This window comes from Bacillus sp. WC2503 (genome assembly GCF_052682895.1).
Genome location: NZ_JBQYMD010000001.1, coordinates 884,407 through 899,423, shown reverse-complemented (window position 1 = coordinate 899,423; position 15,017 = coordinate 884,407). Strand labels below are relative to the sequence as shown.

The following is a 15,017-nucleotide window of genomic DNA, read 5'->3' as shown; positions in this document are numbered from 1 at the left end:
ACAAAATCATCCGATAAAAAGCGGCTATTATGCCGCCTTTTACATTAAATATTTTATAAAGCAAAGACCTGAACTTACTATCACGAGTATATTAAAGAATAAGAAAAAACCTTTTTCGAAATCTGTATACTTTTCTACTTTTACTCCGCGTTTTTTCAACTCCATAATAATCATCGCAACTTCATGTGCATACGCAATACTTCCAAACTGTATATAATTGTTATTATATTTAATCTCAAAAACGTTTTTCATTTTTTTATGTTGCGAAATAGATTGTATATCTCCTATTGGCATGCTATGTTCATTTGTTTTTTTGAAATAACAATCTAACCCTTTCATTATCATTCTTTTATTCGTTAAAACGATATAATAATAAAAAGTAGCTCCTACGTAATATATATTCGGTATAACTTTGTTATTTGCCATATATCCTTCATCTACTAATAGTTCCTTCTGAATTTCTTCACCAGCTTGTAATTCGTTGCGAATTGATTCTTCTAACATTTGTAAAGTTAATTTTTTTAATAACTCTCCATTTCTCACATAATACTTATCTATATTTATAGACTCATTCGCTTCTTTCTCTAAACGTGTAATTTCTTCTTCTGAATATTGGAGCTCATTTAACATCGATAATAATCTTTTATCCATATTACACACTCCCTTTCCACAGTTTTTGAAGTTTTTTCTTTCCACGAGAGATTCGATTGTATATATAGTCAGCCGTTACTTTTAATTCTTTTGCAATATCGTCAATGGAATATCCATCAATATACCTCTTTAAAAAGATATATCGATCCTTTGTATTTAAATCTTGTACGATTTCCATAATCTCTTCTTGTTCTATTTCATACTTATCATGGATACCTGCATCTATTTCTACGTCTTTATCAATTTTATTCTCTTTATATACTTTCTTTTTATATTCCAATGCCTTTAATTTAGTAATACCAATCATCCAAGATTTTAAGTTGCCCTTTTCTATATCAAATTGTTCGATTTGAAACCAAATGATAGTAAATACATCATTATAACAATCATCCACATATTGTTTTTCAATAGGGGTACTTAATGATTTATGAATAATGTACAAAATTAATTTTCCATATTGATCAATCACTTCTTTCAAAGCATCTTGATCACGTTTTTTCATTGCTATAATTAAATCCTCTTCAGAATCGAAAATCATAAACATCATCCTTCCTCAGTTCCCCTTTAGCAGCTGCTTTTACTTACTATTGGCATTTCATTCTCATTTTCTATCACTTTTGTAAAAATTTATTAATTTTTATTTTCACTTTATATAATAACAAATAAAAAACCGAAGTTAAAAAAGTGAATCCCACTTTCTCAGCTTCGGTTTTACAAGTAATGTTATAACTTAAACTAACGTCTCAGGTTTGTCTTTTTACTCATTTTTTATTTAACCCTTTCTCACTTAAAAACTCTTTCATATGCATTCTTTTCTCTTTGGACATAAATGAGCTCATTGATTCCGTCCATGTTATGTTTTTTTGATTTGATGATCTTTCTTTGTAATATGCGCTCATCGTTTCATCATATTCGTTTAATAATTCATCATATTTCTTTTCATCATATCCATTTTCATGAAGAATTGCTGCTACCGGTAAACGTGGTTTAACTCCATGTTCTTCATCTGGCACACCGACTGTCATTCCAAACACAGGATATACTTTATCCGGTAAATGAAGCAATTCACTCACTTCTTTCGGGTTATTACGAATACCACCAATATAACAAATACCGTATCCTAATGATTCCGCTGCTAGTGCTAAGTTTTGCGCAAAAAGTGAAGCATCTACCGTCGCAACGATAAAATCTTCCACCCCTTCATGCTTTATCTCTGTACCATGCTTTTCACACGCCATTTCAAGTCGCTTTAAGTCTGCACAACAAACAAAGAATGCTGCACACTCTTTCACGTGACGATTTCCGGATAGTTCTGCTAGTTTAGCCTTTAGGTCTTGATCGGTTACATATACAACAGAATAGGCCTGTACAAAATGCGAGGAAGCGGCATGCTGCGCAGCTTGAACCATTCTTTCTACTACATCTTTCGGAATGGATTCTTCTTTATATTTACGAACTGAAACGTGTTGCTCCATTTTATGTATGATCTCATTCATGAAAAACACTCCTTTTTTCTCTTCATAATGAAAAATTAACATATCTTTTTCAATATTCACAACTTATAAGCACAAAAAGAGCAATTCTTTTTGAATTGCTCTTTTTAAAATGTCTATCAATACGGTAAATGAAATTATATCAACGATAATTTAAATATATCAACGATTCCTTGCACTATATCAACGATTTTTCGAATATATCGACGATTCGACAAGAAATATTGATTTACCGACAAATAACGACAGGATTACACCAATTTATTTCTTGTCTTATTACGCTGCTTTCAAAACTTTAATACCTTTTACGATATTCCAAATGAAGTAGTAAATTCCTACAAGAATGAATACTGCATATGTGATAGCCATCCCAATTCCCGCGCCATCAGATTGATCGAAGCCTAAACCGTATACGCCTGATACTGCTAATCCAGCAAATAAGATTGCGTACGGAAAAACATGTGACCAAAATGCTTTTTTCGCGTGATATTTCACTTCATCTTCCGCAACGAAGTACACGATAATTGGCAGTAAAAATGGTGCAAAAAAGATACTAAAGTAACATAGTGAAGATAGAATATTATTTCCTTTCATCCGATTCACCTCTAAATAGTTTTTGTTATCTTTATTATGTCAGGAATCCATTCTAGAAACTATCGCTTTACCTTTCATTAAGATGACAGTTTTGTAAGATTTTCCTCAAAATAAATCCCGCCTCGAATCTCGGGCGGGATTACTTTCACTATATTCGATTCATAAACCAATATTGCGTAATGGCTAAATATTCTCGGACATTCGATGGGATGATAATTGGCTTCGGTGTTTTGGCAGGAAGCCCTTCTAATTGCAAACCTTGTTTTGCTGCTATTTTTTTCGCTCTAAACATATGGAAATCGTTTGTTACGATCATACCTTTTTTCATATTGGCTGGAATTAACGGTTTTGAGAATGTAATATTCTCATCTGTACTCGTTGATTTATCCTCCATTATAATACGGTCTTCTGCAATATTTTGTTTCATTAATCCTTGTTTCATCGCTAATGCTTCTGAAATATCTTCACCTTTTCCTTGTCCGCCAGATACGATAGCGATTGTTTTCTCATGTGATTTTAAATATTCAGCTGCTTTATCAATACGATATTGTAATGAGTACGATGGTTTCGTACCATTTACTTTCGAGCCTAATACAATGATATAATCAGCATCGTCGGTAGCTTTCATATGCCCATGCTTATAAATGTTATATTGTAAAAAAACCGCGTACACGGCGCAAACCGTTATAATTGCTATAATATACTTAATTATTTTCTTCTTTCTCATATCCATATACTCCTATGTTCTTTGCTTCTTTCATCATAATATCCATTTATTCGTTTGTATACAGACAAATTCCAAATAACCCTTATTTATCCTCTAAAAGGTAATATTTCTATTATTTTTGGGAATAGTAAGTACAACTTCGCACGAAGGAGTGTCCCTATTGCTTCTCTTTTTATGTAACGTATCATTCTTTTTTATTTTATTTTTACTATCGCTTAAGTTACTCGGTAAATCTGCATTAGCACAACTAACTCCTCATGATTTTGGGGCTATTATTTTTTTATCTTATTTAGCTTTTCAAGCCATACCAGTCGCTGGTGCTTTACAAGCATTTCTCGGTATGGTCGTTATTACATGTTTGCACTTACTTCTTACAAAATTAAGCTTACTCAACAAACTAAATCGTTTCATTCTCGGACACCCCATTATTTTAATTAAACATGGTGATATTATTTTTGAGAACTTACAAAAAAGTAGATATCCCATACCCGAATTGCTTTCTAACCTTCGCGTCGCCGGATATCCAAGTGTTCATGAAATTGAATACGCTATTTTAGAAGCGAATGGAGCCATTAGCATTTTACCAAAGCGAGAACTTGTACCATTGACTCCAAAGGATATGAATATACATGTTAAGTATGCTGGATTACCAATCGCCCTTATTGTCGATTCTCAAATTCAATACGATAACTTAAAGTTGATCCATAAAGACGAAAAGTGGTTATATAAAGAGTTAAAAGAAAAAGGCATCACAAATATTAAAAATGTGGCTTTTGCGTCTGTTCAAGAAACGGATGGGTCTTTTGCGATTAGTTTAAAAGAATGAAAAATCCCCTTACTTGCTCAAGGGGATTTTCTTCATTATATTGCTTCTTTCTTTCCTGCCATATGTAACGGAACAGGATGTTTCATACGATTCATCGTAAATACGATAATTGCTGTCAATACTTCCGCAACCGGCATAACGAGCCAAATTCCGTTTATTCCAAATAACTTTGGCATAATCCATAACAACGGAATAATAAATAGTAACCCTCGGCTCATTATAATAAGTACTGATTTCTTCGTTTGTCGCACTGATTGGAAGTACTCTCCATACACAATGTTGTAGCCTAAAAATACGTATTGGATAAAGAACAAGCTAATACCTGTTAACGTTAACTTCAATAGTTCTGGCGATTGGACATCAAATAGACCAATGATATATTTCCCGAAGAATAATCCGACAATTATCGCAATGCCTCCGAGTACAACCGCAATCTTCACAGCAAACTGTAATCCTTCACGCAATCTTTCTGATAAATTTGCACCGTAATGAAAACTTGCGATTGGTTGTAATGCTGCTCCAACACCAAAGAATAATAGTAATGCCATCGCATGAATACTATTCACCATTGCATAGGAAGCGACTCCTACTTCTCCTGCATATTGAACGAATGCGATGTTAAAACCAATCGTTACGATTGCTACTGTACTTTCTGCTGTAAAACTTGGGAAACCAATCACCATTATTTGTTTAACTGTATCCCATTCAAAATGGAATTTCGTCCACTTTAAAATACTACTCTTTCTAAAGAAGTGAGTTAATAATACAAGGAAACCAATTGCTGCCGAAAGAATAGTCGCTGAAGCAGCACCTGTTACACCCCATCCAAAGATGAAAATAAAGATATAGTCAAACACTATGTTTAATACAGCCGTTACAACAAGACCTGCCATTGCTAAATTAGGATTTCCATCATTTCGTATAAATGTACTTAAAATATTTTCTAACACGTATATCATTCCAAATGTTAATAACACGTGTAAATAGTCTAACGCATACGGTAAAATCACTTCATTTGCACCGAATAAGTATGCTAAATCTTCTATTCTCCATACGCAAATAGCCGCTAAAACGCCTACGATAATAACTGCTACAGTCATAGATTGCGTAAAAATAGACCTTGCTCTTTCAAGTTTATTTTCGCCTAGTGCAATCGAATATAATGTTGCTCCGCCCATTCCAATCCATAGTGAAATGGAGAAGAAAATCGAAAATGCTGGAATAGCGACGTTTACTCCCGCTAAACCGTTCGCTCCAACTCCCCTACTAATCATGACCGCGTCAATCACAATATTAACTGACATTAATACCATTCCGAGAACTGCTGGTATTAAATATGAAATAAATAAACTTTTTATCGGTTTTTCTCTTAATTTTTCTGTTGCTTCCATACTAATATGCTCCTTTTTTCAACGCTCTGTTCACAGTTTAAACCTTCAAGTAACTTGAATGTCAAGAGAGAATTTAAAAATAGGTAACTTAATTATCGTCATTGATGCCGATTTGTAATTAGTACGAGTCTTACACCTTATTTCATTGTTTTTTCATTATAGGGATTTGAATTTCCGTTACTTGCTCCTCTGGATTTTCTGTTACAGACCAATCAATTAATGCAATCTCAATCGAATCTCCGCTCACTTCATATCCCTCTTGAGAGATGTATTTCATTAACTCCTTGTATGTTTCATCTGTTTCTTCATATGGTCCATGATGATAAGCACACGCAAATATACCTGCTTTAATTTCATCTGAACTATGTACTTGAAAAGGCATATAATCCAAAAGAATAAAAACACTATTGTATGATTGAAATTCATTTTGAATTAATGCTTTTTTGGCAACCGTTACACCGATATCTCCAGAGAATAAGCTATTATCTATTTGTTTCATATTCTTCTGCAACGAATGGATATAATACTCAAACATATCATCTGTTGTATTTGGTGCAACCGCAATCGCTGTAATCTTTCGCTGCGGGATTTCTTTAACTATGATTTTTTCAGCTTTTACTTTCGTCGCTTCCTTAATTACATAAATTCTATGTTCCATTTTTGCTAAAGCATACTCAATTTCTCTTTGCTTCTTTAACATCATTTCTTGTTGCTTTTCAAGTAAATTAAGCGCATAAGATGGGTTCCGCTCATCAATATATTTCTTAATTTCCTTTAACGGAATATTTAACTGTCGTAAAAATTTAATCGTATCTAACAGTGAAAACTGATCAATTGTGTAATAACGATAATTCGTTTGCGGATCGACAATAGACGGGTGAAAAATTCCTTTTTCATCATAATACCTTAATGTAGATTCTGCGATATTATGCATTTTTGCCATTTCTCCAATTGTAAAGCGTTTGTTTATTAACATATTCCATTCTCCAATTCATTAAAAATGTTTCCTTATTTCTTCTTATTATATATTGATTCCCTCTATACCTAAATCGAATCTCATCATGAAAATCTGCTATTTTTTCATTGATTTTTTATAAATTTTATTATATATTGATTACAGGTTCAAATTACAAGTTCAAAAGAACTTGTAATTAGACCCTTTGTTTAATGGTTTTTACATATTTTCATTAGGCAAATTCCGAGAAATCGTTTAATAAAAATACAAAGTGATAAGGAGAGGATCAAATGGAATTCGAATTTTTCTTTCAAATTGCACTTATTTTATTAAGTACAAAGCTTGCTGGTGACCTTAGTGTTAGATTAGGTCAACCTTCTGTACTCGGTAAATTAATTGTCGGTATCGTTATCGGTCCAGCCGTATTTGGTTGGATTGAAAACTCAGAACTTCTAACACAATTAAGTAATGTTGGTGTTATTCTTTTAATGTTTATGGCTGGACTTGAAACAGACTTAGAAGAATTAAATGCAAATCGTAACTCTTCTTTAGCAGTTGCACTCGGAGGTATCATTCTTCCATTCGTAGGTGGTTATATTTCCGGTCTTGTTATGGGAATGGAACAAGGGAACGCTGTATTTTTAGGATTACTTCTATGTGCGACAAGTGTTAGTATTTCCGTTCAAACACTTCGCGATTTAGGTAAGATGAAAACACGTGAAAGTACAACGATGCTTGGAGCAGCTGTATTTGATGACATTCTTGTTGTTATTTTATTAGCATTCGCAATGAGCTTCTTAGGTACAGACGATGTTAACTTAACAATGGTTATCTTGAAGAAGGTCGTATTCTTCGCTTCTATTATTTTAATCGGATGGAAAGGTGTTCCAGCGATTATGCGTTGGTTATCACCACTACGCGTATCTGAGTCTATCGTGAGCGCGGCTCTTATTATCTGTTTCTCATTCGCATATTTCGGCGAATTATTAGGAATTGCTGGTATTATCGGTGCTTTCGCAGCTGGTATCGCAATTTCTCAAACGAACTACAAACATGAAGTAGAAAAGAAAGTAGAACCGATTGCTTACGCAATGTTCGTTCCAGTATTCTTTGTTAGTATCGGTATGAATATTACATTTGATGGTATTGGTAATCAAATTTGGTTCATCTTAGCATTAACAGTTATCGCTGTCTTCACAAAACTAATCGGTTGTGGATTTGGTGCACGCATGACTGGATTTGATGCAAAGTCTTCTGCAATTATCGGTGCTGGAATGGTTTCACGTGGTGAAGTTGCACTTATCATCGCAGGAACAGGTCTTTCTTCTGGACTATTAGCACAAGATTACTTTACAGCTATCGTTATTGTCGTTATTTTAACTACAATGATTACACCACCAATGTTAAAATACACTTTTGGTGCCAAAGATAAAGCAATGAAAGCAAGTAAATAAGTTTACTATAATAAAAGGAGATTACTATTTTATAAAATAGTAATCTCCTTTTTCATTTTCTCTTTAAACAATCTCATTCGTCTTTAACCATTTTTCAAAAATAGTCCTTGCTTCTTCATCATCAATATTATCACGAAATGAATATACTTTAATGCCATAGTCATCGATATATTCACCTAGCTTCATTTCCTCCACTTTCTTATAAAAATCGTCTACCTCATAGTGCGGAATATAAGCATCCCAAACTGGTTCCTTTATTCTTTTGTACGCTGTCACTTCTAAATCATATCCATCTTCATAATATCCGATGTGATAATGTTGACTAGGATCATATTTCTCCATTCATATCCCCTCCCTTTAAAAAACTACCATATTTCACGTAATAAACAAAAGCGAGCCTTATATTACAGCTCACTTTTGTTCTTTTATTTGATTAAATACGCTCCATCGCTGTCTTCAACGTACCAACAACGAAAGCAATTTCTTCACTTGAAATAACAAGAGGCGGCGCTAATGTTAAAACATTATTATACCCTGCTGTTGTCATACCGTTTCGTCCTATAATTAAACCTTTTTCTTTACAAGCATTTACAACAGTCGCGATTTTGTCGTTATCAATTGGTTCTTTCGTCTCTTTATCATTTACTAGTTCAATTCCTACTAATAGACCTTTCCCTCTAATATTTCCAACTAGCGGATGTTCCCCGATTTCTTCTTTTAATTGCTCTAATAAAAGTGAGCCCATTTGTGCAGAGCGTCCAATTAAATCTTCATTTTCCATAATCTCTAAGTTTTTAAGTGCTAATGCACAAGCCGCCGGGTTTCCACCAAATGTATTAATATGGCGGAAAAATTCATATTCCCCAGTTCCTTTAAATGCTTCATAAATTTCTTTTTTCACAGCTGTTGCTGATAATGGTAAGTATGCACTCGTAATACCTTTCGCCATCGTAACGATATCAGGCTTAACATCATAGTTCATAAATCCAAATGCTTTTCCTGTACGCCCGAAACCACAAATCACTTCATCACTAATGAGTAGCGCACCGTGTTTTTGACATGTTTCATGAACAGCTTTCATATAGTCTTGTGGTGGCATTAAAATACCTCCGCCTGTAATGATCGGCTCCATAATAAATGCGGCTATCGTTTCACTTAATTCCCATGTCATAACACGATCTACTTCTTTCACACACTCTACATCATAAATATTTTGTGATTCCATTTCTGGCATACGATAACAATCTGGCGGTGTTACGTGTAAAAATCCTGAGGCAAAAGGCTCATATTGATATCTACGCTGCGCTTGTCCCGTCGCTGCCATTGTCGCCATTGTATTTCCATGATATCCTCGGTAACGTGACATAAATTTATAACGATGTGGTTCACCTTTATGTGCATAGTATTGCCTTGCTATTTTAAAAGCTGTTTCATTCGCTTCTGACCCACTATTTGAGAAGAAAATAACATATTCTCCTCCAAGCCACTCATTTAACTTTTCAGCAAGCTTTATTGCTGGCTCATGTGATTGCGACATCGGAAAGTACGATAATGTTTGTAATTGTTCATAAGCCGCTTCTGCGAGTTCTTTTCTTCCGTACCCACTATTCACACACCAAAGACCACTCATACCATCTAAATATCTTTTTCCATGTATATCTTCAACCCAGCACCCTTCTGCTTTTGCCCCTACCATTGTACTACTTGGACTAAAGGGACGCATGCCGTGCCAAACATATTGCTCATCTTTTGCTAATAATTCGTCAGTTTGTTTCGTTTTCATCATTTCTTCCACCTTCCATAACAACTTATTTTTCACAAAAGCTGCGCTGGTGCCATGATGATTTAAATTTCTCCCTGCTTATTTTCATTCCACAAAATTATGACAAATCCTACTTACAACACAGTAATATTTATCCCGCATTAACGGGCAGTAACACACCCACCCCAAAATTCAGCTGGAGCAAAGAAGTTAGGTGGGAGATTAACTGCCCGTAAAAGCCCGATTGGTGCGGGCTAATAATCAGTGAGCATGCCCCCCACTGATTAAAGTTTCACTTTATAAGAAAATGACAAAAGAAAAAGAGCTTTTCTTTTAATACGAAAAGCTCCTCTTTTTTAATGTGAAGATGCGTCGCTAATACCATGACCAGTATTCGATTTCACAAGAATTTCATCAAACTTCGCTACATCTTCTTTCTTACTAGAGAAAATAGTTCCTAAATATGCTGCTAGGAAACCAAGCGGAATCGAAATAATGCCAGGTGTCGTATATGGGAATAAGGCTTCTCCAACAAAAATAGCTTTTCCAGCTACAGGGTTCCAGACGTTTGGACTTAACGCTACAAGAACAATTGCTGATACGAGTCCAACGACCATACCAGAAATGGCACCCGTTGTATTAAAACGCTTCCAATAGATTGTAAATAATATAACTGGTAAGTTTGCACTAGCCGCGACTGCAAATGCTAATGAAACTAAAAATGCTACGTTTAAGGTTTGCGCAAATAACGCAAGTATAATAGATACTACAGCTACTCCAATCGAAGCATAACGAGCCATTGACACTTGCTCTTTTTCCGTAGACTTTCCTTTACGGATAATCTCGTTATAAAAATCATGCGCAAATGCTGATGCTGCTGTTAATACAAGTCCTGCTACTACAGCTAAAATGGTTGCAAAGGCAATGGCTGATACGAATGCAAATAAGAAGTCCCCACCTAATGCTTTAGCTAATAAAGGTGCTGCCATATTACCAGCTGGATTTGCTTTAATAATTGCCTCATTTCCTACAAACGCTGCTGCTCCAAACCCTAAGAAAATTGTCATAATATAAAATGCGCCAATTAACCATGTCGCATACACAACAGATTGACGTGCCGTTTTTGCATCTCGCACTGTAAAAAAGCGCACAAGAATATGTGGTAATCCAGCTGTACCAAGGACTAGTCCTAAATTTAAAGACAGTGTATCAAGACCATCTTTATACTTTACTCCTGGATTTAAAAACGAATCTTTTAATGGTGTAGCTGTTTTCATTTGAGCAAACATTTCAGTCACACTAAAATTAAATTTTGCAAAAACGATAACAGAAATAATAAATGTACCAGCCATTAGTAATACAGCCTTAACAATTTGTACCCAACTCGTAGCAGTCATACCACCAAAAATAACGTACACTGTCATTAATGTGCCAACGATTAAAACTGCTGTCGTATATTCTATTCCTAATAATAATTTAATAAGTGCACCCGCACCGACTAATTGGGCAATCATATAAAAAATTGAAATTGTCATCGTATTCAGGGCAGCAATACCGCGAACTTTTTTCGCATCAAAACGCGCTGCAATCATATCTGCCAATGTGTACTTCCCTAAATTTCTAAGCGGTTCTGCAACTAGGTATAATACAACTAAATACGCAACTAAAAATCCAATACTATAAAAAAATCCATCAAATCCAGTTAACGCTATCGCTCCAGCAATACCGAGGAATGACGCAGCAGACATATAATCCCCAGCAATGGCCAGACCATTTTGCCAACCCGTTAATCCCCCTCCAGCCGTATAAAACTCACTCGCATTTTTCGTTTTTTTCGATGCAAAATAGGTTATGACGAGCGTACCAAGAACAATAATTAAAAATAGTGCAAACGCAGTAGTATTCAAATTCAACTCCTCCCTTTTTGCATATCTTGTAGAATTTTCCGCGAAATTTCATCAAAGGATTGAGCTTTCTTACTATAAATCATACATAATGACCATGTCATAATAAATTGCGCAAAAGCAAATACCCATGCCCATGTCACATCACCGAATGCTGGTGTATTAAGCACTTTCGAATACGATGTTAAAATAGGTAGCGCAATAAAAAAACTGAAAAAGAAAATACTCATTGGAACGATAAACTTCTTCTTCGTATTTAATAACAATTGAAATTCTTCTGACTGAACAACCTCTGTATAATTCACTTCATTTTGCAACTTACGTGCTGACGTATCATCTCGTTTCATCCCCTACTCCCCTCTCCAACTCGAAATACACTTCCCCTTCGCATACACAAAGACTAAATTTTATAAATATTCAGAAACTTAATTTCATTTTAGACAATCCATACATTCCTGCAAAGATTTTTCGGTAGACATTTTTCGTCAATTTTCTCTAAATTTTTAATATACTTTTTCACAATAAAGTGCAACTTAAATCCGTATGGGTTTCGTACACCCCACACCGATTATTAGCCCGATTCTAACAAATACCCGTACACATTTTTTCCTCGTTAAGAAAGAAGTGGTGCTTAATTCAACGTCTTTTCCATCTTTAAGCGTTCCAAATATAAAATCGAATACTGGATTTGAAACACCAAACCAAAACTTTTCGTTTTTATAATGGTGTAATATATGCTGTTTTTTTAGCCACCTTCCAAACTTAGTGACGGGACGAATCGGCTTATGTGCAATATAACGTTTCCATTCATAAACAAGGAGCATGATAATCATTCCGATTCCAAATGAAAGTGTAACGGTAACACTTTTTGTAATACCATATGATATAAGTAAATATATAGTAAAGCTAGGTACACTAAACCATACAGGCAAAAATAAAAGTTTCAAATCATCTGGGTATACGTGATGATCATAATGTAATCTTCTTAACATTTTTAATAAAAATACGTTTTTAGGCGGCTTTAAATGGAATAAAAAACGATGGGTCATATATTCGTTAAGCGTATAAAAAACAATACCAAACAGACACGCTAACATACCGATCCATGTGAAAAATTGCATTTTTAAAATAATGATGAAAATAAATAAAATACTATACATAATAACAATATCATGCTGTAAAAAGAACTCTTTCCCTACTCTCTTCATCTTACTTCCCCTTTTTCAAAAAAAACAGCCGCAACGTATCGTTACGACTATTTCTTTTCTATTCACTTTACAAATTTGCCCGCTGTTCTATTGTCGAGAAAAAATTGTTTGTTCCAAATATATTTTGCTTCGGAATAATGTGTTCTACTGCAAACACTGTTACTTCTCCCCTTTGTACCTCTCCAATAATGAGTCCAAATACTTCATGATTTACTGCAAACGTTGGTTGTTTCGTTTGTAGCAATCTGGCTGCAGTATTAAATACCGCTTCATATAATGGATCCCTATCAGTAATTTCTTTTCGGATTTTTGGTGCTAACGTAATAATAATTTCTTTTCCGTCAATAGTGGTTCGATACATAAAAATCTCCCCTTCAATCTTATGTGAACAACTGTAAAGCTTTGTATGCAAAATGGATAGAATATCCTACTAAAATAATACCTGCTCCGGCTGTTATGTAGCCAAGTGCTTTCTGTTTTAATAAAGTCCTTCCAAAATGTACAGAAAAAGCAATATTTAAATTCCATAAAATAATACCAACAATAATGCATAGACTGTACAAGAAAGCTTCTTGTTTCGTTACCTTCGTAAGCAATGAGCTAAGTGTGCTTCCATATATACCAAACCAAAAAACAAGATTTAATGGATTGGATATAGCAATTAAAAATCCTGCCATAAACGATTGTTTAAGGCCACCTACCTCTTCTTTTTTATATTCCATATTCGAGTGGGAAATTCCTTGTTTTACACTTTGAAATCCTAAATAAAATAATAAGAAAAACCCCGTGCAGTACATAAAAGCTTGTACGTATGTATACATAAACACAGAAGATAAACCGAAATAAATGAGAAGCATAAACAAAATATCTGCAGTCATTCCACCAATTCCAACAACCCACGCATGCCAAAACCCGCGTTCAATTCCTCGTTTTAACATTTCAATATTAATTGGACCTACTGGTGCCGCTAATGAAATACCTAATACAATTTGCTGTATAATTGCTCCAAACATCGCTCTATCCTTTCTACTTCCTTTACTATTAAGTAATGATGTAACCTTTAAAAATAGACTAGCTTTCATAATAAAATACCCTTTTTTATCCAAAATATACAAAAGAGCCATCTAGATGATGGCTCTTATTTCTCTACCTTATGATGAAAAGGACATTTCTCTTTTATTGGCTCAATATCGTCTCCAATAAAATATTGTTTCCATTCTCGATGGTCAGGATCACCGTAATGACTAATGTTAGGATGTTTCGGCAGCTGATCCCACTTTTCAACTCGTTCACGAACCATTTGTCTTGAATACGCCCCTTTGGGACGATCACCTTCTAATCCATCGAAAATGGTACGTGGCTGAAATCCAATAACGAGTGAATTTCCTAAATGCCTAGTCTTTCTCTGTTTATAAGCCGGTGCATTCCCAAATGCAAATATCGGTTCACCACCGAATGAAAATTCCCATAAATAATGATTTGGATCTTCAGGAACTTGCTGCGGCCATGTTTGATTATCGTGTTCATGTAAATACTGTAGTACTTTCCAAAAGTAATCACGATAATATTCAAGTGATTGTTCTTCACATTCCGGTTCCACAAAAAGAAAAAAGCCTCTTCTTACAATCGGTCGCTCTTTCATTAACTCTAAAAAAGATAACATTGTATGTGGCAAATGACTCCAATCATTATGAGAAAGAAATGAATAACGAAGTTCATTCTTTTTCAACGCTGTTAAACCGAAATAACATGGGAAAGTTGCATCTAACACGACGCTTGAAAAATTTTGAAATTCTTTTGCAACCCAATTCGGTATATCCGTTCTCATTCTCATTCCTTCATTATCTAATAAGTACGACTCGTTCATTCTTTCACCTCATTATGTATAGCATTCAATAAAGAATATTACATAACCAGCCTGTCCTATACCTTTTTGAACATTTGACCAGAAAATTATTTAAAAATACAAAAAATAAAATCGCTTACTTGACTAATTTCTACCAATTCGTGTATATTTAAATTAATCATTTAGCAGAATATTCAAGATTATAG

The 15,017-nt window shown here is 34.4% G+C and carries 17 protein-coding genes; 2 read left to right on the top strand and 15 right to left on the bottom strand.

Translation table 11 applies throughout. The annotated features are described in order from the left end of the window. Nucleotides 1–39: 39 nt before the first annotated feature. From ACUN26_RS04815 to ACUN26_RS04795, 5 genes are all read right to left on the bottom strand, one after another. On the bottom strand, nucleotides 40–651 hold the full coding sequence (locus ACUN26_RS04815) for a PH domain-containing protein (RefSeq protein ID WP_000361358.1): 612 nt from the start codon (nucleotides 649–651) through the stop codon (nucleotides 40–42). A 1-nt stretch (nucleotide 652) separates the two neighbouring features. Continuing rightward, nucleotides 653–1,195: a sigma-70 family RNA polymerase sigma factor gene (locus ACUN26_RS04810; RefSeq protein ID WP_002093801.1), complete on the bottom strand. Its 543-nt coding sequence runs from the start codon at nucleotides 1,193–1,195 to the stop codon at nucleotides 653–655. 217 nt (nucleotides 1,196–1,412) lie between these two features. After that, nucleotides 1,413–2,147, bottom strand: coding sequence for an oxygen-insensitive NADPH nitroreductase (nfsA, locus tag ACUN26_RS04805; RefSeq protein WP_001002406.1), 735 nt, complete (start codon nucleotides 2,145–2,147; stop codon nucleotides 1,413–1,415). A 273-nt stretch (nucleotides 2,148–2,420) separates the two neighbouring features. Continuing rightward, complete coding sequence (locus tag ACUN26_RS04800; protein ID WP_000678050.1) at nucleotides 2,421–2,738, bottom strand: DUF4870 domain-containing protein; 318 nt, start codon at nucleotides 2,736–2,738, stop codon at nucleotides 2,421–2,423. 148 nt (nucleotides 2,739–2,886) lie between these two features. Then, nucleotides 2,887–3,465 carry a YdcF family protein gene (locus tag ACUN26_RS04795; RefSeq protein ID WP_001227661.1) on the bottom strand — a complete coding sequence of 193 codons (579 nt, stop codon included), beginning with the start codon at nucleotides 3,463–3,465 and terminating at the stop codon, nucleotides 2,887–2,889. 160 nt (nucleotides 3,466–3,625) lie between these two features. On the opposite strand from ACUN26_RS04795, the gene ACUN26_RS04790 reads away from it, so the two are divergent. Next, on the top strand, nucleotides 3,626–4,291 hold the full coding sequence (locus ACUN26_RS04790; RefSeq protein WP_000923918.1) for a DUF421 domain-containing protein: 666 nt from the start codon (nucleotides 3,626–3,628) through the stop codon (nucleotides 4,289–4,291). A 35-nt stretch (nucleotides 4,292–4,326) separates the two neighbouring features. Here the strand turns inward: ACUN26_RS04790 and ACUN26_RS04785 are convergent, their stop codons facing one another. After that, the gene (locus ACUN26_RS04785) at nucleotides 4,327–5,682 is read right to left on the bottom strand and encodes an MATE family efflux transporter (RefSeq protein ID WP_000388386.1); all 1,356 of its coding nucleotides are present in this window, start codon (nucleotides 5,680–5,682) and stop codon (nucleotides 4,327–4,329) included. A 142-nt stretch (nucleotides 5,683–5,824) separates the two neighbouring features. After that, complete coding sequence (locus ACUN26_RS04780; protein ID WP_000906738.1) at nucleotides 5,825–6,658, bottom strand: MerR family transcriptional regulator; 834 nt, start codon at nucleotides 6,656–6,658, stop codon at nucleotides 5,825–5,827. A 269-nt stretch (nucleotides 6,659–6,927) separates the two neighbouring features. On the opposite strand from ACUN26_RS04780, the gene ACUN26_RS04775 reads away from it, so the two are divergent. Further along, complete coding sequence (locus ACUN26_RS04775; protein ID WP_000393881.1) at nucleotides 6,928–8,091, top strand: cation:proton antiporter; 1,164 nt, start codon at nucleotides 6,928–6,930, stop codon at nucleotides 8,089–8,091. 63 nt (nucleotides 8,092–8,154) lie between these two features. Here ACUN26_RS04775 and ACUN26_RS04770 read toward each other — a convergent pair whose 3' ends face one another. The 8 genes from ACUN26_RS04770 to ACUN26_RS04735 all read right to left on the bottom strand — a co-directional run bounded on the left by ACUN26_RS04770 (nucleotide 8,155) and on the right by ACUN26_RS04735 (nucleotide 14,832). After that, nucleotides 8,155–8,433: a DUF3986 family protein gene (locus ACUN26_RS04770; RefSeq protein ID WP_000417075.1), complete on the bottom strand. Its 279-nt coding sequence runs from the start codon at nucleotides 8,431–8,433 to the stop codon at nucleotides 8,155–8,157. 91 nt (nucleotides 8,434–8,524) lie between these two features. Beyond that, entirely contained in the window at nucleotides 8,525–9,874 is a 1,350-nt protein-coding gene (locus tag ACUN26_RS04765) for an aspartate aminotransferase family protein (RefSeq protein ID WP_000850992.1), read from the bottom strand. Between the two features lie 335 nt (nucleotides 9,875–10,209). Next, nucleotides 10,210–11,760 carry a solute symporter family protein gene (locus tag ACUN26_RS04760; RefSeq protein WP_001098226.1) on the bottom strand — a complete coding sequence of 517 codons (1,551 nt, stop codon included), beginning with the start codon at nucleotides 11,758–11,760 and terminating at the stop codon, nucleotides 10,210–10,212. Nucleotides 11,761–11,762: 2 nt separating this feature from the next. After that, nucleotides 11,763–12,104, bottom strand: coding sequence for a DUF485 domain-containing protein (locus ACUN26_RS04755; RefSeq protein WP_000817371.1), 342 nt, complete (start codon nucleotides 12,102–12,104; stop codon nucleotides 11,763–11,765). A 186-nt stretch (nucleotides 12,105–12,290) separates the two neighbouring features. Further along, nucleotides 12,291–12,965: a sterol desaturase family protein gene (locus ACUN26_RS04750; RefSeq protein WP_000832143.1), complete on the bottom strand. Its 675-nt coding sequence runs from the start codon at nucleotides 12,963–12,965 to the stop codon at nucleotides 12,291–12,293. Between the two features lie 67 nt (nucleotides 12,966–13,032). Next, complete coding sequence (locus ACUN26_RS04745; protein WP_000286358.1) at nucleotides 13,033–13,326, bottom strand: hypothetical protein; 294 nt, start codon at nucleotides 13,324–13,326, stop codon at nucleotides 13,033–13,035. Between the two features lie 19 nt (nucleotides 13,327–13,345). After that, a complete protein-coding gene (locus tag ACUN26_RS04740) occupies nucleotides 13,346–13,978 on the bottom strand; it encodes a LysE family transporter (protein ID WP_000466560.1) in 633 nt (210 codons plus the stop codon). A gap of 125 nt (nucleotides 13,979–14,103) precedes the next feature. Then, nucleotides 14,104–14,832, bottom strand: a complete 729-nt coding sequence (locus tag ACUN26_RS04735) for a YqcI/YcgG family protein (RefSeq protein ID WP_001005935.1) — start codon at nucleotides 14,830–14,832, stop codon at nucleotides 14,104–14,106. Nucleotides 14,833–15,017 lie beyond the last annotated feature (185 nt).